This is a genomic window from Terrabacter tumescens (assembly GCF_014646815.1).
In the GTDB taxonomy this organism is placed as follows: domain Bacteria; phylum Actinomycetota; class Actinomycetes; order Actinomycetales; family Dermatophilaceae; genus Terrabacter; species Terrabacter tumescens.
The window spans coordinates 626,688-643,806 of sequence record NZ_BMNZ01000003.1 but is presented as its reverse complement, the minus strand read 5'-3'; the positions used below and the strand labels follow the sequence as shown (position 1 = coordinate 643,806).

Genomic DNA, 17,119 nt, shown 5'->3' with positions numbered 1-17,119 from the left:
GCACGATGGGGGACTCGCATGGGCGGGTTCGAGGCAGCCGCAGAGGACTCGGCGAGCAGGGACCGCGCCGAGCTGGAGTCGCGTCTGGCCGACGTGCAGGAGCAGTTCCGGGCCACGAGCGACGTCCTCAAGGTCCTGACGAGCGCCACGCACACGGGACAGCCGGGTCGGGACCGGGTCTTCGACACCGTCGTGGACAACGCGCGGAGGCTGCTCGGCGCTCAGGTAGCGCAGATCTACCTCGTCGACGGTGACCGGTTCGTGCTGGCCCGCTCAAGCGGGCTCACGCCGGAGTTCGTCGACTTCGTCGCCGAGCACCCCATTGCGCGTGACCGGTCCACCCTGGTCGGACGCGTCACGATGGACCGGGTCATCCACCGCATCGACGACGTCCTGGCCGACCCGGGGTACGGGCGCACGGACTTCCAGCAGCTCGGCGGCTACCGGACCATGATGGGCGCGCCCATGGTCGTGGGCGACGAGGTGGTCGGCGCCCTCAACGTCTGGCGCACGGAGGTCGATCCCTTCGACGAGCGGGCCGAGGAGCTGCTGACGACGTTCGCCGAGCAGGCCGCGCTCGCGCTGCGCCACGTCGAGCTCTTCGCCGCCGTGGAGAGCCGTTCAGCCGAGCTGGCCCGCAAGGTCGACCAGCTCGAGGCGCTCGCGGAGGTCGGCGCGGCCATCAGCTCGACGCTGGTGCCCGACGAGATCCTCGCCCTCATCGTCTCCAGGGCCGTCGAGCTGTCGGGGACCGACGGCGGGTCCCTCATGGAGTTCGACGAGCAGACCGGCCTGTTCGGCGTGCGCACCGTGTCAGGGACGAGCCCGGAGGTCATCGCCGCCCTCCGTGCCGCCGAGATCCACATCGACCGCACCTGGGTCGGGCGGTCCGCCCTGACTCGTGAGGTGCTCCAGATCCCCGACCTCGACGACGTGCCGCTGCCCCTCGACGAGCACCTCGCGGTGCTGCACGGCTCCGGCTGGCGCTCGCTCGTGGCCATCCCGCTGTCGCGGGCGGGCCGTGTCGTCGGCGCGCTCGTCGTGCGGCGCAAGTCGCCCGGCAGCTTCAGCCCCGAGACGTGCGAGCTGCTGGCCACGTTCGCCAACCAGTCGGCCGTCGCGCTCACCAACGCCCGGCTCTACCAGCAGCTCGAGCAGCAGAGCATTGAGCTCGCCGAGGCCAGCCGGCACAAGTCCGAGTTCCTCGCGAGCATGTCGCACGAGCTGCGCACCCCGCTCAACGCCGTCATCGGCTTCTCCGAGGTGCTGCTCGAGCGGATGTTCGGCGAGCTCAACGAGCGCCAGGAGGACTACCTCCGGGACATCCACTCCGCCGGCCGCCACCTGCTCGCCCTCCTGGGCGACATCCTCGACCTGTCGAAGATCGAGGCGGGCCGCATGGAGCTCGACCTCACGACCTTCATCGTCGACGACATGGTGGTGCAGGCCCTGTCGCTCGTGCGCGAGCGCGCGGCGCTGCACGGCATACGCCTGTCGCTCGAGATGGACGGCGGGCTCGGGGCCGTGACGGCCGACGAGCTCCGTCTCAAGCAGGTGCTGCTCAACCTGCTGAGCAACGCCGTCAAGTTCACCCCCGACGGGGGCAGCGTCGACGTGCGCGCGTGGCGCGACCGCGAGGAGGTCGTCATCACCGTCACCGACACGGGCATCGGCATCGACCCGGCCGACCAGGACCGGATCTTCGACTCCTTCCAGCAGGGCGAGCGGTCGGCGTCGTCGAGCGAGGGGACGGGCCTGGGCCTGACCCTGAGCCGACGCATCGTCGAGCTGCACGGCGGCCGGCTGTGGCTCTCGAGCCGACCGGGCGAGGGCAGCACCTTCGGGCTCTCGATCCCGCAGCCCGACGCCGAGCCGGCGCCCGAGGACGGTGTGTGGGCGGACGGCGAGGAGCTCGTGGGCGGTCCGACCGTCGTCGTCATCGAGGACGACCCGCGCTCGGCCGAGCTCGTCGCGCTGCACCTGCGGGCCGCCGGGCTGCGCGCCGTCGGCGCCTCCAGCGGCGAGCAGGGGCTCGAGCTCGTGCGGGCCCAGGACCCCTTCGCCGTCATCCTCGACATCCACCTGCCCGGCATGAACGGCTGGGAGGTGCTGACGGCCCTCAAGAGCGACCCGGTGACGGCCGCCGTGCCGGTCGTCGTCGTCAGCGTCGAGCCGGAGCGCGGTCGGGGCTTCGCTCTCGGGGCGACGGAGTACCTCGTCAAGCCGGTGAGCGGGGACCACCTCCTCGCCGCCGTCACGCGCCTGCTGTCGCCCACGCAGGCGCACGACGCGGCCACCGGGCTCAGCGTCGTCGTCGTCGACGACGACCCGCTCGCGCTCAAGCTCGTGCGCAGCACCCTCGAGCCGCTCGGCTGGGAGGTGCACACCTGTGCCGGTGGTCAGCGGGCCGCCGACGTCGTGCGCGCGGTCGCGCCCTCCGTCGTCGTCATGGACCTGCTCATGCCGCAGGTCGACGGCTTCGCCGTCATCGACGAGCTGCGCCCGGACCGCGACTCGGACGGTCCGCCCATCGTCGTGCTGACCGCAAAGACCCTGACGGCACAGGACCGCTCGCGGCTCGAGGGCCGCATCGCCTTCGTCGCCGAGAAGGCGGGCATCGACCTGCCGGGTCTCGCCCGCCGGCTCGCTGCCGTGGCGGCCGCGCACCCCACGCACACCACGCACGGGGAGGGCTCATGAGCCGCCCGCCCGTGGTGCTCCTCGTCGAGGACAACCCACGCAACCTCAAGCTGGCCCGCGACGTGCTGGAGTATGCCGGCTTCTCCGTCGTCGTCGCGGCCACCGGTGAGCAGGGGGTCGAGCAGGCACGCGAGACCCTGCCCGACGTCATCCTCATGGACCTTCAGCTGCCGGGGATCGACGGCTTCGCCGCCCTGGAGCTGCTGCGCGGTCACGACGCGACCGCGCACATCCCCGTCGTCGCCCTCACCGCCTTCGCGATGCAGCGCGACCGCGAGCGGGCGCTCGACTCGGGCTTCGCGGGCTACCTCGAGAAGCCGATCAGCGTCCGCGAGTTCCCGGCCCAGGTGCGCCGCCACCTCCCGCGTCGGGACGACGGAGGGGCGCCGTGACGGCCCCGGCAGAGGGCGTCCCCCCGCCGCTCACGGGCGTGCGGGTGCTCGTCGTCGACGACCTCGAGCAGAACCGCAAGCTCATGCACGCCGTCCTCGAGCCGCACGGCTTCGTCGTGCGCTCCGAGGCCTCGGGCGCCGACGCGTTGGCTGCCCTGGCCGAATGCGTCGTGGACGTCGTCCTGCTCGACGTGCTGATGCCCGTCATGGACGGCTACGACACGTGCGCGCGGATCAAGGCCGACCCCCGGACGGCGATGCTGCCCGTGGTCATGGTGACCGCGAGCGGCACACGGCAGCGGCTGCGGGCGCTCGAGGTGGGCGCCGACGACTTCGTCACCAAGCCCTTCGACCAGGCCGAGCTCATGGCGCGGGTCCGTTCGCTGGCCCGGGTCAAGCGACTGCACGACACCGTCGTCGAGCAGACCGTCGCCCTCGAACGGTGGAACGCCGAGCTCGAGTCGCGCGTGGCCGAGCAGGTGGCGGACCTCGAGCGGCTGAGCCGGCTGCGCCGCTTCCTCTCGCCACAGATCGCCGGGCTCATCGTCGAGTCGGGTGACGAGTCGTTCCTCGAGAGCCACCGCCGCGACATCACGACGGTGTTCACCGACCTGCGCGGCTTCACCGCGTTCGCCGAGACGTCCGAGCCCGAGGAGACCATGTCGGTGCTCCGCGACTACCACGCCGCGCTCGGCGAGCTCGTCTTCGCCTACGAAGGGACGCTAGAGCACTTCGCCGGCGACGGGCTCATGGTCTTCTTCAACGACCCGCCCCCGTGCGCAGACGCTCCCGAGCGGGCCGTGCGGATGGCGCTGGAGATGCGCGACCGCGTCGACGAGCTTGCTGCGCACTGGCGCCGGCAGGGCCACGACCTCGGCTTCGGGGTCGGCATCGCGCAGGGCTACGCGACGCTGGGCCGGGTCGGCTTCGAGGGTCGGTGGGACTACGCCGCCATCGGGACGGTCACCAACGTCGCGGCCCGTCTCTGCGCAGCGGCCGCGACCCGGCAGGTCCTCATCAGCCCGCGCGTGCGGGCCGGCCTGGACGACCGCTTCGAGACGCGCTCGCTCGGTCCCGTCGAGCTGCGCGGGATCTCGCGTCCCCTGGAGGTCCACGAGGTCATCGGCACCAACGGGCAGGAGGCCCCTCCATGAACCCACCGTCCGTCCCGCAGCCGTCCACGCCTGACATGCCCGCGCCCGTGGTCGGGACACTCGGGGACCTGGACGAGGCAGCCCGCGACGAGCTCTTCGACGAGCTTCAGGAGCGGCTCCCCGCGGTGTGGCGCCTCATCCGGCAGGGGGACCCGCTCGAGTCGGTCGTCGTCGTGCCCTCGATGAGCGCCGACAAGCTCGCCCCCTCAGCAGGCGCCGTGAACCAGGCGATGGAGGAGCGGCTGCTCTTCCTGCTGCTGCTCCTGCGCCAACCGCGCCTCCGGATGGTCTACGTCACCTCGATGCCCATCAACGAGCACGTCGTCGAGTACTACCTCTCGCTGCTGCCGGGCGTCATCCCGAGCCACGCCCGGTCGCGCCTGCAGCTCGTCTCGGTCGGTGACTCCTCGGCGACGCCCCTGACCGACAAGCTGCTGGCCCGGCCCCGGCTGGTGGCACGCATCGCCGGGCTCGTGCCGGACGTCACGCGCTCCCACCTCGTGCCCTACACGAGCACGACCCGCGAGCGTGACCTCTCGCTCCTGCTCGGGATCCCGATGTATGCCGCCCACCCGCGCCTCTACCCGTTGGGGACCAAGACGGGCTGCCGCCGCGTCTTCGCCGAGGCCGGCGTCGACCACCCGTTCGGCGCGGAGGACCTCCACTCCGTCGACGAGGTCGTCGACGCCGTGCTCGACCTGCTCGCGGCGAGGCCCGGAGCCGAGTGGGCCATGGTCAAGCTCAACGAGGGGGTGTCAGGCTCGGGCAACGCGCTCGTCGACCTCTCGGGCCTGACTGCAGGACAAGGCAGTTCGGGGACTGATAGTCAGGCCGACCTGCGCGCCGAGGCCGAGGAGCGGGTGCGGGCGATGCAGCTCGAGGACGCCCGTGTCGGGATCGACGCCTACCTCGCGAAGCTCGAGGAGCGTGGCGGGATCGTCGAGGAGCGGGTCGTCGGGGACGAGGTCCGCAGCCCGAGCGTGCAGCTGCACGTGACGCCCCTCGGTGAGCTCGCGGTGCTCTCGACGCACGACCAGGTCCTCGGCGGGCCCACGGGGCAGATGTACCTCGGGGCGCGCTTCCCCGCGGACCCGGCCTACGCCACGACGATCAGTCGCGAGGCCGAGAAGGTCGGCCGGGTCCTCGCCGACAAGGGCGTGCTCGGGCGCTTCGCCCTCGACTTCGTCGTCGTCCGGCAGGGCGACCGCTGGCAGACCCATGCCATCGAGGTCAACCTTCGCAAGGGCGGGACGACGCACCCGTTCCTGACCCTGCAGTTCCTGACGGACGGCGAGTACGTCAAGGAGGAGGGCCGCTACCTGACGCCGTCCGGGGCCGAGCGCCACCTCGTGGCCACCGACCACCTCGAGGACGAGTCGCTCCGAGGCCTCGGCGTCGACGACCTCTTCGACCTCGTCGCGCGGGCCGGTCTGCACTTCGACCAGTCCCGCCAGACCGGTGTCGTCTTCCACATGATCAGCTCGATCACCGAGTGCGGCCGGGTCGGCATGACGGCGATCGGGGACACGCCATACTCCGCCCAGGATGTGTTCGACCGGGCGGAGTCGGCGTTGCTCGCCGAGGCGCGTGCGTCGCTGGTGCCGCTCCCGGTTCCCCTCCGGGGGCGCCTCGGCGAGGGTCTGCGGTGACCGCTCAGGGTGCGATCGAGGCCGAGTGGATGAGGGCGCCGACGTATGCCTGGTGCCAGGTGAGCCGGGCCGCGGCCGAGCGCGCGGACGCCCCTCCGCAGTCGCACGCCCACGTCCAGCCGCCGCGCGAGGTCCTCGTCACCCGGGGGTGGTGGTGCGCGAGGTCGGGGTGGACCCGTCGTCGTGTCGTCGTCGTCATCGAAGTGCCTCTCCTCGTCGAGTGGTTCGCTGCCCCTCGCCCTGCGGATGTGCTCACCGACGACGATGCCGTCCCGCGGGTTGCGCGTCTGTGCGCGCGGCGACACCCGGGACGTGCTCACGCGCGGACGGGCCCGTGAACGTCGACCTCGGCCTGCTGTCGGACCTCGCGCCCGAGGAGCGCCGGCACGTCGTGGCGAGCATGCACCGGCACACGTATGCCGCGGGCGACGTCGTCTTCCACGAGGGTGACGCCGCCGACTCCGTGCACTTCGTCGTCGAGGGCCGGGTCGTGGCCCAACGGTCCTCCGAGCACGGCGACCGCCTCGCGTACTCGGTGATGGGACCGGGGCAGGCCTTCGGGGAGCTGGCGATGATCGTGCGCGGTGGCCGTCGGACTGCGACGATCGAGGCCGTCGAGCCGACCGTGACGCTGGCGCTCCGCTACGCCGACTTCGAGCGGCTCTGCGCTCGCCACCCCGAGGTCAGCCGGCTCCTCGTCCGGCTGCTGGCCGCTCGGGTCAACCGGCTCAGCGAGGCCCTCATGGAGGCCCTGCACACGCCCGCGGAGCTCCGCGTCGTGCGGAGCCTGGTGGCGTTGTGCGGCGTCTACTCCCATGGCGCTCAAGTGATCTCGCCCGTGGCTGTGCCCCTCAACCAGACGGCGCTCGCCGAGCTCGCCGGGGTCACCCGGCCCACCGCGAACCGGGTCCTGCGCCGCCTCGAGGCGTCCGGAGTGGTCGCCCTCGACCGTGGACGCGTCACCGTCCTCGACCCCACCGCCCTGCGCCACGCGGGCGGCCGCGGGTAGCCGCCCGGCGCGGGCACACGGCATACCTGCGCTCTGCTCCGGCTCCCGCCACAGGTCCGCCGGCGGATGGACCCTCTACCGGGACACGACGTAGCGGGGCTCGGTGAGACCGCCCCGGTCTCGAAGCGCGACCCGCGGTTGCACGTCGGTGCACGCCAGGTCGAGCGAGCACCTCTGGAGGGCGTTGCTCGTGGCGGGTGACACCGGCCGGGAGGTGTTGCGCGAGATCACCACCGTCGACTCGTCGTCGTCGAGGTGCCAGCTCCACCCGGACACGAGCGCAGCTCCGGTCCCGCCGAGGACCACGGTGCCGTCGGCGACCCGGACCACGCCTGCGCTGAACCAGAACCCGCCGTCGACGTAGTGGGAGCCCACGAGGTAGGTGCCCTTGCTGGAGAACGCGGTCGGCATGAACATCGTCGGGTTCTCGCCCGGTCCGCACTTCTCGACCGTCTGGGGGAAGCGCGGCCTGGTGAGGTCGACGACCGACCAGCAGACCTCGTCCTGCGCGTCGGTGGTGACGGTCCACTGGAGGGCCGCCCGGGTCCCGTCGGGCGAGACGGCGACGAGGTGCGCCGGGAGCGGGCTCGTGTCACCCGTGGCGAGGTCCCACCTCAGCGAGCCCTGCGCGGAGTCGCCGTTGAGGTAGGCGACGCCCCGGACCACCGCGCCGACCTCTCGGGCGTCCCGACGCTGGCCGACCACGGTGCCGTCGGGCGCATAGACCACGAGGGTGTCCCCGGTGCCGTCCTTTGCCAGCACGCGCGTGCCGTCGGGTGACACGGCATACGTCCCGGACGCGCCGAGGGCGCGGACCGTGCGACCGGTGGGGGACAGGATCTCCATCTCGCTCTGCGAGGAGCCGGTCGACAGGTGTGACTGGAGGACGAAGCCACCGTTGGCGAGGACGGCGAGACTCTCGACGACGGTCCCCTTCTCGAGCTGGACCACCGTGTCGCCGAAGCGGATCGTGTCGTCGAGGGCGTAGGCGTCGGCCCGGGTGGCGACGGACGGTGACGGGACCGTCGCAGCAGTCGACGAGGGGAGGTCGGTCGGCGAGGTGCTGCGGACGGAGCCGCTCGGGGTGGGGAGCGAGGTCGTCGCCGTCGGGAGGGCGGGGACCGGTGGCGAGGGGTCTCGGTCGCTCAACCACAGGACCGGCACCGCCACCGCGACGACGGCCACGGCGGCAGCGGCGGCGAGGGCGGCACGCGTGCGCTGGTCCCGGCGCCGCCGCGCGACGGCGACGGGCCCGAAGTCACCGGACACCTCGACACCCGCGGCGCGCTGCCGCAGGAGGGTCTGGAGCTCGTTCTCGTGGTCGGTCGTGGTCACGACGTGACCTCCTTCATGGTGCGGCGCAAGGAGCTGAGCGCCCGGCTCGTGTGGCTCTTGACGGTGCCGACGGAGACACCGAGGATCTCGGCGGTCTGGGCCTCGGAGAGGTCCTCGTAGTAGCGCAGGACCACCGCGGCCCGTTGCTGGGGTGCGAGCGAGCACACGTGGGCCCACAGCTCGGCGTCGTGCGCGGTCTCGGGCGCGGCCGCCGGGTCGAGGACGCGGATCAGCTCGCTGTCGGTGCGCTCCCGGTGACGCCAGGCGCGGCGCCACCACGTGGTGTGCTCGTTGACCATGACCTTGCGGACGTAGGCGTCCGGCGCTTCGACCGTGCTGATGTGGTCCCACCTGCCGTACACCTTCGCGAGAGAGGACTGCAGCAGGTCCTGGGCGCTGTGCGGGTCACCGGTGAGCAGGTAGGCGAAGCGTGCGAGCGAGCCCTGTCGCGCTCGCACGTAGGCCGAGAAGTCGGCCTCCCGTTCGGTGTCTCCCACGGTCGTCCCCCGTCTGCGAGGTCTCTACGCACCCTCGACGCGGTGGGCGCGCCCGGAGGTTGTCGTCAGGGACGATCTTCCTCAAGGGTCGACCCCGGGGGTGGGGATGCGGCGGAGTGGATGAAGCGCTCGAGGACACTGGCGAAGCGGTCGGGCTGCTCGAGGTGCGGGAAGTGGCCGGCGCCATCGAACAGCACGACCTCGGCCCCGGGGAAGATCTCGTTGGCCCGCTCGGCGTGGCCCACGGGGATCATCCGGTCCCGCGTGCCCCAGATGACGAGGGTGCGGATGTGCTCGCCCGTCGCCAGGTGGCCCCGCGCGCTGACCGTCTGCCCTCCCGGGTCGATGACGCCGCGCGTCGTGGCGAGGAAGGCCCGGCGGCTCTCGGCGTCCGACAGGGACGTGAACCCCTTCCAGGCTGCCGACGCGTCCGCGCTCGGGCGCCAGCCGAGCCCCCGGACGGCGCGGCCGACGCTCTCGACCCGCTCGCGCACCCAGGCGGACGCGATGACCGGCAGCACGAGCTCGGCCCCGGGGAGCGTGGCGGAGCGCAGCAACGGGCTGACGGTGCGGCCCAGGCCGCCCGAGGAGACGAGCACGAGGGCCTCGACGCGCTCGGGGAAGAGGTAGCAGAACTGCATGGCGATCCCGCCACCGAGGGAGTGGCCGACGAGGGTGACGCGCTCGATTCCGAGCCGGTCGATGAGGTCGCGCAGGATGGCTGCGTGCGAGCCGATCGAGTAGTCGCCGACGGGCTTCGCCGAGGCGCCGTGGCCGAAGAGGTCCGGGATGACGACCCGGTGGTCGGTGTCGAGGCGGTCGACGAGGTGGGTCCAGTTCTCGTGGGAGCCCAGCAGCCCGTGGATGAAGAGGATGGCGGACCCCTCGCCGGTGTCGACGTAGGACAGGTCGTGCCCGCGGAGGTTGGCGACGTGCGGCGGGTAGGGCAGCTCGGCGTCCTCGCGTGTCTCCTGGGTCTGGGTCATGCTCGCCTCCCTGTGCAGCTGGGGACGGTTGGTCCGCAACGGTCCTCACCTCCAGCGTCCCTCTCCACGAGGGTGCCGGGCGGGACCTGAGACGCACCTCACCGCCTCGCAGGTCCGCTTGGTAGCGTCGCGCGACATGATCTACCACCTCGCCGAGCAGGCGCACTGGCAGCAGGCCCTCCGCGAGGGCAGCTACACCCGGTCGACGCGGGGGCGCTCGCTCGCGGAGGAGGGCTTCGTGCACGCCTCGTCGGAGCAGCAGTGGCCCGTCGTGCGGTCGCGCTTCTACGCCGACGTCCCCGAGCCGCTCGTGCTCCTGCACATCGACGAGTCGCGGCTGTCGTCGCGCGTCGTGCACGAGGTCGGTGACCCCACGACGGGCGAGACCTTCCCGCACGTCTACGGCCCCATCGAGGTCGACGCCGTCGTCGACACGACCCTCCTGGCCCCGCCCCACGCCTGACCCACGCGCCTCAACCGTCGAGAGGCCACGAACGGCCCGTGGGCGAACGTCGAGAGGCCACGAGGCCGGCGCTCGAACGTCGAGAGGCCACGAGTGGCCGGCGCTCGAACGTCGAGAGGCCACGAGTGGCCGGCGCTCGAACGTCGAGAGGCCACGAGTGGCCGGCGCAGGCGGTCACTCGGGCTGGACGCGTCCCCGTCCCGACTTGACCTGCGACCGCCGCTTCTTGCCCTCGACCCGCCGCCGCTGCGACCCCTTGGTCGGCTTGGTCGCCCGCCGGGCGGGTGGTGGCGGAGCGAGACCCTCGCGCAGCAGGTCGGCGAGCCGGTCTCGCGCCGCGGCCCGGTTGCGCAGCTGGGACCGGTGCTCGGAGGCCACGACGGTGATGCGTCCGCCGACGAGCCGTCCGGCGAGGGCGGTGAGGACGCGTTCCCGCTGGGTCGGGCTGAAGGCCCCGGAGGACTCGACGTCGAGGACGAGCTCGACCCGGCTGTCCGTGGTGTTGACGCCCTGACCACCGGGACCCGACGACCGGCTGAACCGTTCGACGAGCTCGACCGCGGGGACGACGAGCCCCTGCCGCAGCCCCGGGCCGGGCGCGAGCACGAGGTCACCGCCGGGCTCGTTCACCTCTTCATTGTGCCCGGGACGCGCCGAGGGCCGCCTCCCCGGGGGAGGCGGCCCGCGGTCGCGTGCGAGGTGCGAGCCCGCGTGGTCGAGATCAGCGAGGCGGCATGCGCAGGGCGCCGTCGAGGCGGATGACCTCGCCGTTGAGCATGGGGTTGTCGACGATGTGGCGCACGAGGTTGGCGTACTCCTCCGGGCGGCCGAGGCGCGACGGGTGCGGCACCTGCTTCTCGAGGATCTCCTTGACCTCGCCCGGCAGGCCGGCGAGCATCGGCGTCTCGAACGTGCCGGGCGCGACGGTCATCACGCGGATCGCCTTGTCCGCCAGGTCTCGTGCAGCCGACAGGGTGAGACCGACGATGCCGCCCTTGCTCGCGGCGTAGGCGGCCTGGCCGATCTGGCCGTCGTAGGCGGCGATGCTCGCCGTGTTGACGATGACGCCCCGGTCACCGTCGACGGGCTCGTTGCCGAGCATCGCCGCGGCCGCGAGACGCATGACGTTGAAGGACCCGACGAGGTTGATGTCGACGACGGTCCTGAACGTGTCGAGGGAGAGTGGGCCGCCACGGCCGATGACGCGGCCCGGGGTCGCGACCCCGGCGCAGTTCACGGCGATGCGCAGCTCGCCGAGCTCGGTGGCACGGTCGATGGCGGCCTGCACCTGGCCTTCGTCGCGCACGTCCGCGGCGACGAAGACCGCGCTGCCCTCCCGATCGGCGTTGAGCTCGTCGACGAGCGCCGGGGCGGTCGAGGACTCGAGGTCGATGATGACGACGGTCGCGCCGTCGGCGACGAGGCGACGCGCGGTGGCGCCACCCAGGCCGGAGCCGCCCCCGGTGACGACGGCGACGGTGGACGAGTTCAGCTGCATGACAAGCCTTTCGGGCCTCGACGGTGGGTGGGGGGAGCGGGTCAGCGCGTCAGCAGCTGACGGGAGATGACGAGGCGCTGGATCTGGTTAGTGCCCTCGAAGATCTGGGTCACCTTGGCCTCGCGCATGTAGCGCTCGAGCGGGAAGTCCTCGGTGTAGCCGGCGCCACCGAGCACCTGCACGGCGTCGGTGGTCACCTTCATCGCCGCGTCGGTGGCGACGAGCTTGGCGACCGCGGCCTCCTTGCCGAAGGCGCGCCCGGCGTCCTTGAGCCTCGCCGCGTGCAGGTAGGTGGCACGGGCGGCCGTGACCGCGGCCTCCATGTCGGCGACCAGGAAGGCGAGTCCCTGGAAGTCGGCGATGGGGCGGCCGAACTGCTGGCGCTCCTTCGCGTAGGAGGCGGCAGCGTCCAGGGCCGCCTGCGCGAGTCCCGTTGCGGCAGCGGCGATCCCGAGGCGGCCGGCGTCGAGGGCAGAGAGCGCCGTCTTCATGCCGTCGCCCTCGCGACCGATGAGCCGGGCGCCGTCGACGGGCACGCCGTCGAACATCACCTGCGCGACGGGGTCGCAGTGCAGGCCCATCTTGCGCTCGGGCTCGGCGAACGACAGCCCCGGGGCATCGCCCGGCACGATGAAGGTCGACAGCCCCTTGCCGCCGTCGTCGGACGTGCGCGCGAAGGTCGTGTAGTAGTCGGCGTGGCCAGCGTGGGAGATCCAGGCCTTGGTGCCCTTGAGGGTCCATCCGTCGTCGGTCCGCGTGGCACGCGTCGTCATGGACGCGATGTCGGAGCCGGCGAGGGGCTCGGACAGGCAGTACGCCCCGAGCTGGTCGCCCGAGAGCATGCCCGGCAGGAGGGCCTCCTGCTGCTCCCGGGTGCCGAACGTCGCGACGGGGTAGGCCGTGAGGCCGTGGACGCTGACCCCCACCGCCACGCTCATCCAGACGGACGCGATCTCCTCGATCACCTGGAGGTAGACCTCGTAGGGCTGCTCGGCGCCGCCGAACTCCTCGGGGTAGGGCAGCGACAGCAGGCCGGCCCGTCCGAGCGTGCGGAAGGTCTCCTCGGGGAAGGCGCGCGCGCGTTCGGCGTCGTCGACCTTCGGGGCGAGGTCCTTGCGGCAGATCTCGCGGGTCAGCTCGATCAGGTCGGCGGCTTCGTCGGTCGGCATCAGCCTCGTCGCTGGCATGGTCAGATACTAGGACGTCCGAGCATTTCGTCCAAAGTGTGAGACGCGGTGGGCCCACACGGCGGGCCGGCAGCTGACGCGCTGGCCCGGCCATGCGGCATACGCCCTCGAAAACGGGAGGACGCGAGCGGACCGCCACCCCTACCGTCGATGCGTGCTCATGCTCCTGCGGCGTCCGCTGCGCGAGGCGGGCGCGACGTCCACCTTCTACGTGCTGACGGCCGTCGCGGCCTTCGCCTTCGCCACGTGCTTCACGCTCAACCTCGTCTTCCAGTACCGCGTCGTCGGCCTCGACCCGTTCCAGCTCGTCCTGGTCGGCACGGTGCTCGAGGCGACCTGCTTCCTCTTCGAGGTCCCGACCGGGATCGTGGCCGACCTGCACAGCCGGCGCGTGTCGGTCATCATCGGCTTCTTCCTCATCGGCGCCGGCTTCGCCTTCGAGGGCATCGTCGCGACCTTCGCGGCGGCCATCGTGGGCAACATCGTCTGGGGCATCGGCTACACGTTCACGTCCGGGGCACTGCAGGCGTGGATCACGGACGAGGTGGGTGAGGAGTCGGTGGGGCCGGTCTTCACCCGCGAGACCCAGATCGACCTGACCTTCAGCATCGTCGGCACGCTGGCCGCCGGAGCGCTCGGGCTCCTCGGCCTGCGCGCGCCGGTCATCGCGGCCGGGGTCACCCTGATGCTGCTCGCCGTCGGCCTCTGGGTCGTCATGCCGGAGCGGCACTTCCACCCGACTCCGCGGGGTGACCGCGAGACGTTCGGTCACATGCGCGACCAGTTCGTCTCGGGGCTGCGGATCGCGCGGAGCCGTCAGGTCGTGCGCGTCTTCCTCCTCGTCAGCCTGCTCGTCGGTCTCGCGAGCGAGGTCTTCGACCGGCTCTGGCGGGTGCGGGTGCTCGAGTCCTTCGGCATGCCGGCGGTCTTCGGCGGTGACGAGGTGGTCGCGTTCACGGTCTTCGCGCTCGTCGGCACGGTCGTCTCGCTCGTCGCGTCGCTCGCGAGCGGTCGCTGGCTGCCGCGCCGCGTCGTCGACACCAACCCCGGGCTGCCCGTGGCGCTCGCAGCCCTGGCGCAGGTCGTGGCCGTCGCCGGTGTCGCCCTGCTCGGCAACCTCTGGCTCGTCCTCGCCTGCGTGTGGCTGCGGGGCGCCGCGATGGCGTTCAGCGCGCCGATCGAGTCGACGTGGGTCAACCGCAACCTCGACGGCGCCACCCGCGCCACCGTGCTGTCGATGAACGGCCAGGCCGACGCCATCGGCCAGGTCGCGGGCGGGCCGCCGCTCGGGGCCCTCGCGGCCCGGACGACGATCCCCGTCGCGCTCGTCGTCGCCGCGGTCGTGCAGGCACCATCGGTCATCGCGTTCCTCCGCGTCCGCCACGCCACGACCCCGTCGAGTGAGCGCCCCGTCACCGTCGAGCGAGCGCCCCGTCACACGGAGGTGGGGCGGAGCGCTCACTCGAGTGGGGCGGAGCGCTCACTCGAGTGAGGGGAGGGGGAGTCTGCGGGTAGGCGGGTCAGCGGGGGTAGGTGCGGACCTCTGTCGCCTTGACCGCGGCCCAGACCTCCTGGCCCACCTGCAGGCCGAGTGCCGTGACCGACTCGAGCGTCACCTCCGCGGTCAGCGGCAGCTCACCGACGAGTCCGACGCGCGCCGACTGGCCCTGCATCGTCACCGACGCGATGCGCAGCCGCCACGCGTTGCGCGGCGAGCCCTCGGGCTCGTGGAGGTGCAGGGACACCGCACTCGGCGGCACGGTCGCCCAGACACTTCCCTCGGTCGGGCTCGTCGTGACGACGACGCCGCCCTTGACCGTGGTCACGTGGCCGTGCGAGTCGCCTTGTCCCGCATACAGGTTGAGGCCGACCACCGTGCCGACGTAGGCGCTCCTCGGCTCGCTCAGCACCTCGGCCGGGGTGCCGGATTGGGTGACGCGTCCGTCCTCGACGAAGACGAGGTGGTCGGCGAGCGTCAGCGCGTCGAGCGGGTCGTGGGTGACGATGACGGTCACCCCGTCGTATGCCGTGAGGCGGGCCGCGAGGTCGCTGCGCGTGCGGGCGCGCGTGTCCGGGTCGAGGGCCGCGAGCGGCTCGTCGAGGAGCAGCAGCGCGGGGTCGGTCGCCAGGGCGCGGGCCAGGGCGACCCGCGCCTGCTGGCCCGACGACAGCTCGCGCGGCCGTGACGCCGCACGGTCCGCGAGGCCCACGCGCTCGAGCTCGAGGTGGGCGCGCTCCCGGGCCCGGTGGTGGTCTACGCCGCGGCTGCGGGGGCCGTAGGCGACGTTGTCGACGGCGCGCAGGTGGGGGAAGAGGAGGCTGTCGGCGAGCATGAGCCCGACCCGGCGCCGTTCGGGTGCGAGGCGGCGGCGGCCGTCGTCCCAGACGTCACCGCCGACGCGGACGTGGCCCTCCTCGAGGGCCAGCACGCCGGCGAGGGCCAGCACCGTGGTCGTCTTGCCACCGCCGTTGGGGCCGAGCACGCCGATCACCTGCCCGGGCTCGGCGGTCAGGGGGACGTCGAGGTCCATCGTGCCGCGCGACAGGCGGACTCGCGCGTCGAGACCGTCCGCGTGGCTGCGGGGTGCGCTCACCGGAGCCACCGCCCGCGGAGCACACCGAGCACGAGCACGCTGACGGCGAGCAGCATGATGCTGATCGAGATCGCCACCTGCGGGTCGCGCTCGAGCTCGACGTAGACGAGCAGCGGCAGGGTCTGCGTGCGGCCCTGGAAGTTGCCGGCGAAGGTGATGGTCGCGCCGAACTCGCCGAGGGCCCGCGCCCATGCGAGCGCCAGGCCGCTCGCGATGCCCGGCAGCACGAGGGGGATGCCCACGGTGCGGAGGTAGCGCAGGTCGGTCGCGCCGAGGGTGCGCGCCACCGCCTCGAGCCGGGGGTCGAGGCCACGCATGGCGCCCTCGACGGCCAGCACGTAGTAGGGCATCGCGACGAAGGTCTCGGCGAGCACGACCGCGACGGTGGTGAAGGGGATCTGGATGCCGAACGGCGTCAGGTGCTGGCCGACGAGACCGGTGCGGCCCCACGTCATGAGCAGGGCCACGCCGCCCACGACCGGGGGCAGCACGAGCGGGACGGTGAGCAGCGCCCGCACCCAGCTCGTGGCGCGGTGGTCGGAGCGGGCGAGGAACCAGGCCAGGGGGGTGCCGAGCAGCAGGCAGAGCGCCGCGGTGATGGACGTCGTCGTCAGCGAGAGGCGCAGTGCCGGAAGGACGGTCGGCGTCGCGAGGTCGGAGGGGACGCGCGCCCAGTCGGCCCGGAGCATCAGCGCGACGAGAGGGACGACGAGCAGCAGGAGAGCCAGCCCGGCAGGGATGCCGAGGGCGACGCGCGAACGCCAGCCGGCGGCATACCTCATGTCACGTCATCCTGCCGGTGGCCGCACAGCCCGGCGCTCAGGGCGCGCCGAAGCCGAACGACTGCACCGTGGCGAGGCCCTTGGCGCTCAGCAGGTAGGCGACGAAGGCCTGGCTGGCGGCGTCGTCGGCGAGTGTGATGACGGGGTAGGCGAGGCTCGTGTTGAGCTGCGGCTCGATCGCGACGCCCTTGACGGAGTCCTTCGCCGCGACGACGTCGGAGTGGTAGACCACGGCGGCATCGGCCTCGGCGAGCTTGACCTTGGCGAGCGTCGCCTTGACGTCGACCTCCTTGCTCACGACGTTGGGCACGATGCGAGCCTTTGTGAAGGTCGCCTGGGCCGCCTTGCCGCACGGCACCGTGTCGGCACACAGCACGACCTTGACCGTGGGCTTCGCGAGGTCGTTGATCGAGGCGACGTCGGCAGGGTTGCTCGGCGGCACCGCGATCTCGAGGACGTTGGTGGCGAAGGTCTTCGTGTCCTTGACCATGCTCTTGTCGAGGGGCTCGGCCGCGGTGGCCCCGGCCAGGGCGATGACCGATGCGGGCGCGCCGTTGTCGACCTGCTGCACGAGGGTCGCGCTCGAGCCGTAGGAGGTCTCGACGGTGACGCCGGGGTGGGCGGCCTCGAAGTCCTTCTTCAGCGCGTCGAACGACTCGGTGAGCGAGGCCGCGGCCAGGACCGTGACCGTGCCCTGGAGGTCGGCCCTCGAGGTGCCGGTCGTCCCCGGCTGGCGGGCGCCGTCGGCGCTGGTGGGGGTGGTGCTGCCGCAGCCGGCGAGCAGGAGGCTGCCGGCGGTCGCGAGCGCGACGACGGTGGGCGCCACTGGCCGGCGGGCACCTCGCCGGGCTCGGGGGAGGAGCGTGGTCACGC

The 17,119-nt window shown here is 72.5% G+C and carries 17 protein-coding genes; 7 read left to right on the top strand and 10 right to left on the bottom strand.

Going from position 1 to position 17,119, the window contains the following annotated elements:
- The first annotated feature begins 18 nt into the window (after positions 1 to 18).
- Genes IEY30_RS10445 through IEY30_RS10430 form a run of 4 tightly spaced genes read left to right on the top strand, consistent with a single transcriptional unit; the run spans position 19 to position 5,895 of the window.
- Positions 19 to 2,700 carry a GAF domain-containing protein gene (locus tag IEY30_RS10445; RefSeq protein ID WP_081920313.1) on the top strand — a complete coding sequence of 894 codons (2,682 nt, stop codon included), beginning with the start codon at positions 19 to 21 and terminating at the stop codon, positions 2,698 to 2,700.
- The gene (locus tag IEY30_RS10440) at positions 2,697 to 3,092 is read left to right on the top strand and encodes a response regulator (protein WP_043415985.1); all 396 of its coding nucleotides are present in this window, start codon (positions 2,697 to 2,699) and stop codon (positions 3,090 to 3,092) included. Before IEY30_RS10445 ends, IEY30_RS10440 begins: the two co-directional genes overlap by 4 nt.
- Positions 3,089 to 4,246: an adenylate/guanylate cyclase domain-containing response regulator gene (locus IEY30_RS10435; protein ID WP_030193613.1), complete on the top strand. Its 1,158-nt coding sequence runs from the start codon at positions 3,089 to 3,091 to the stop codon at positions 4,244 to 4,246. The genes IEY30_RS10440 and IEY30_RS10435 overlap by 4 nt, the downstream gene beginning before the upstream one ends.
- The gene (locus IEY30_RS10430) at positions 4,243 to 5,895 is read left to right on the top strand and encodes a peptide ligase PGM1-related protein (RefSeq protein ID WP_030193615.1); all 1,653 of its coding nucleotides are present in this window, start codon (positions 4,243 to 4,245) and stop codon (positions 5,893 to 5,895) included. Before IEY30_RS10435 ends, IEY30_RS10430 begins: the two co-directional genes overlap by 4 nt.
- Positions 5,896 to 5,899: 4 nt before the next feature.
- On the opposite strand, the gene IEY30_RS10425 is transcribed toward IEY30_RS10430, so the two are convergent.
- A complete protein-coding gene (locus IEY30_RS10425) occupies positions 5,900 to 6,094 on the bottom strand; it encodes a hypothetical protein (RefSeq protein ID WP_030193617.1) in 195 nt (64 codons plus the stop codon).
- 135 nt (positions 6,095 to 6,229) lie between these two features.
- Between IEY30_RS10425 and IEY30_RS10420 the strand changes: the two genes are divergently transcribed.
- On the top strand, positions 6,230 to 6,904 hold the full coding sequence (locus IEY30_RS10420; RefSeq protein WP_030193619.1) for a Crp/Fnr family transcriptional regulator: 675 nt from the start codon (positions 6,230 to 6,232) through the stop codon (positions 6,902 to 6,904).
- A gap of 75 nt (positions 6,905 to 6,979) precedes the next feature.
- Here the strand turns inward: IEY30_RS10420 and IEY30_RS10415 are convergent, their stop codons facing one another.
- From IEY30_RS10415 to IEY30_RS10405, 3 genes are all read right to left on the bottom strand, one after another.
- The gene (locus tag IEY30_RS10415) at positions 6,980 to 8,239 is read right to left on the bottom strand and encodes a hypothetical protein (RefSeq protein WP_030193620.1); all 1,260 of its coding nucleotides are present in this window, start codon (positions 8,237 to 8,239) and stop codon (positions 6,980 to 6,982) included.
- Complete coding sequence (locus IEY30_RS10410; protein WP_030193621.1) at positions 8,236 to 8,736, bottom strand: SigE family RNA polymerase sigma factor; 501 nt, start codon at positions 8,734 to 8,736, stop codon at positions 8,236 to 8,238. The genes IEY30_RS10415 and IEY30_RS10410 overlap by 4 nt, the downstream gene beginning before the upstream one ends.
- 65 nt (positions 8,737 to 8,801) lie before the next feature.
- Positions 8,802 to 9,722: an alpha/beta fold hydrolase gene (locus tag IEY30_RS10405; protein ID WP_052358285.1), complete on the bottom strand. Its 921-nt coding sequence runs from the start codon at positions 9,720 to 9,722 to the stop codon at positions 8,802 to 8,804.
- A 136-nt stretch (positions 9,723 to 9,858) separates the two neighbouring features.
- Between IEY30_RS10405 and IEY30_RS10400 the strand changes: the two genes are divergently transcribed.
- Entirely contained in the window at positions 9,859 to 10,185 is a 327-nt protein-coding gene (locus IEY30_RS10400) for a DUF952 domain-containing protein (RefSeq protein WP_030193623.1), read from the top strand.
- A 174-nt stretch (positions 10,186 to 10,359) separates the two neighbouring features.
- Here the strand turns inward: IEY30_RS10400 and arfB are convergent, their stop codons facing one another.
- The 3 genes from arfB to IEY30_RS10385 form a co-directional block, all read right to left on the bottom strand.
- Positions 10,360 to 10,815 (bottom strand): alternative ribosome rescue aminoacyl-tRNA hydrolase ArfB, encoded by a 456-nt coding sequence (gene arfB, locus IEY30_RS10395; RefSeq protein WP_030193626.1) that lies wholly within the window; start codon positions 10,813 to 10,815, stop codon positions 10,360 to 10,362.
- 91 nt (positions 10,816 to 10,906) lie between these two features.
- Entirely contained in the window at positions 10,907 to 11,683 is a 777-nt protein-coding gene (locus IEY30_RS10390) for an SDR family NAD(P)-dependent oxidoreductase (RefSeq protein WP_030193629.1), read from the bottom strand.
- Between the two features lie 41 nt (positions 11,684 to 11,724).
- Positions 11,725 to 12,870, bottom strand: a complete 1,146-nt coding sequence (locus tag IEY30_RS10385; RefSeq protein ID WP_030193632.1) for an acyl-CoA dehydrogenase family protein — start codon at positions 12,868 to 12,870, stop codon at positions 11,725 to 11,727.
- A 160-nt stretch (positions 12,871 to 13,030) separates the two neighbouring features.
- Here IEY30_RS10385 and IEY30_RS10380 point away from each other — a divergent pair, with 160 nt between their 5' ends.
- Positions 13,031 to 14,362, top strand: coding sequence for an MFS transporter (locus IEY30_RS10380; protein ID WP_229674944.1), 1,332 nt, complete (start codon positions 13,031 to 13,033; stop codon positions 14,360 to 14,362).
- Positions 14,363 to 14,390: 28 nt separating this feature from the next.
- On the opposite strand, the gene IEY30_RS10375 is transcribed toward IEY30_RS10380, so the two are convergent.
- From IEY30_RS10375 to modA, 3 genes are read right to left on the bottom strand one after another with little or no spacing between them, the layout of a single operon-like run.
- Positions 14,391 to 15,464, bottom strand: a complete 1,074-nt coding sequence (locus tag IEY30_RS10375; RefSeq protein WP_030193638.1) for an ABC transporter ATP-binding protein — start codon at positions 15,462 to 15,464, stop codon at positions 14,391 to 14,393.
- Positions 15,461 to 16,246 (bottom strand): ABC transporter permease, encoded by a 786-nt coding sequence (locus tag IEY30_RS10370; RefSeq protein WP_030193641.1) that lies wholly within the window; start codon positions 16,244 to 16,246, stop codon positions 15,461 to 15,463. Before IEY30_RS10370 ends, IEY30_RS10375 begins: the two co-directional genes overlap by 4 nt.
- A gap of 37 nt (positions 16,247 to 16,283) precedes the next feature.
- Complete coding sequence (modA, locus tag IEY30_RS10365) at positions 16,284 to 17,117, bottom strand: molybdate ABC transporter substrate-binding protein (protein ID WP_030193643.1); 834 nt, start codon at positions 17,115 to 17,117, stop codon at positions 16,284 to 16,286.
- Positions 17,118 to 17,119: the final 2 nt, after the last annotated feature.

Bases quoted from the DNA above. Each gene is read 5' to 3' on its own strand.
- IEY30_RS10445 (WP_081920313.1), top strand. From the start codon at position 19: ATGGGCGGGTTCGAGGCAGCCGCAGAGGACTCGGCGAGCAGGGACCGC.
- IEY30_RS10440 (WP_043415985.1), top strand. From the start codon at position 2,697: ATGAGCCGCCCGCCCGTGGTGCTCCTCGTCGAGGACAACCCACGCAAC.
- IEY30_RS10430 (WP_030193615.1), top strand. From the start codon at position 4,243: ATGAACCCACCGTCCGTCCCGCAGCCGTCCACGCCTGACATGCCCGCG.
- IEY30_RS10425 (WP_030193617.1), bottom strand. From the start codon at position 6,094: ATGACGACGACGACACGACGACGGGTCCACCCCGACCTCGCGCACCAC.
- IEY30_RS10405 (WP_052358285.1), bottom strand. From the start codon at position 9,722: ATGACCCAGACCCAGGAGACACGCGAGGACGCCGAGCTGCCCTACCCG.
- IEY30_RS10400 (WP_030193623.1), top strand. From the start codon at position 9,859: ATGATCTACCACCTCGCCGAGCAGGCGCACTGGCAGCAGGCCCTCCGC.
- IEY30_RS10390 (WP_030193629.1), bottom strand. From the start codon at position 11,683: ATGCAGCTGAACTCGTCCACCGTCGCCGTCGTCACCGGGGGCGGCTCC.
- IEY30_RS10385 (WP_030193632.1), bottom strand. From the start codon at position 12,870: ATGCCAGCGACGAGGCTGATGCCGACCGACGAAGCCGCCGACCTGATC.
- IEY30_RS10380 (WP_229674944.1), top strand. From the start codon at position 13,031: ATGCTCCTGCGGCGTCCGCTGCGCGAGGCGGGCGCGACGTCCACCTTC.
- IEY30_RS10370 (WP_030193641.1), bottom strand. From the start codon at position 16,246: ATGAGGTATGCCGCCGGCTGGCGTTCGCGCGTCGCCCTCGGCATCCCT.